1 protein-coding gene is annotated in these 680 nt (G+C 55.1%); it reads right to left on the reverse strand.

Translation table 11 applies throughout. The features are described 5' to 3' along the window. Positions 1–89: 89 nt before the first annotated feature. A partial coding sequence (locus ACFPPB_RS20370) for a 2OG-Fe(II) oxygenase (RefSeq protein WP_377330495.1) occupies positions 90–680 on the reverse strand: 591 nt, incomplete at its 5' end.

A 680-nucleotide genomic window follows, 5' to 3' on the forward strand; every position in this document is an offset into this window, starting at 1 on the left:
TTTCTGAAACTGCACCCTATTCATCGCCATGACTCACACTCCCGTCGAGAACATGGCTTCAGCATCCCATCCCTCGCTGCCGTCGCACATCATGCGACTTGCAACTGAGGTTCGACGCTAATCAGGTAGAAGTACAACGCGATCGAGCGGCGTGAGATATCTGCATGTTCGTCGGGTAGCCGGATCGCATCGAAGCCATGCCAGGATTTTTCGGATGTCTCGAAAATGACACAACGATTGAAGGCCGGGCTCACCGCGCGCGACGGCCGATTGTCGGCATAAGGATCGCGGAAGATTTCCAGACAACCGCCCCATGAATCATCCCATGTCGGATTCAGATAGATGATGAGGTTGAGGCGCCGATGCCATTTTTCGCTGGGGTGATAGTTGAAGTCGACGTGGGGATCCAGGCTCATGCCGTTGCGGTTTTCATGCGTACCGCCGCCCAGATACCATGGATCGTAGATCAAGCCTTCGATGCCGGTGAGCTCACCAACGGCCTTGAGGAATTCGGGGCTCTTGATCGCGTCGTCGAGGCGCTCGTAAGCGGGACTGTTGAGGCCGATCCAAAACTGACCCACTTTTCGAGCTGATGCCGACCGAAAATTGACCCGGGTACCCCAACCTTCCTGCTGGTTTTTTGACCAGCAGGAATCTGATGAGGTGTACCCCATGTCGAT

The organism is Rhodanobacter terrae (assembly GCF_042657005.1).
In the GTDB taxonomy this organism is placed as follows: domain Bacteria; phylum Pseudomonadota; class Gammaproteobacteria; order Xanthomonadales; family Rhodanobacteraceae; genus Rhodanobacter; species Rhodanobacter terrae.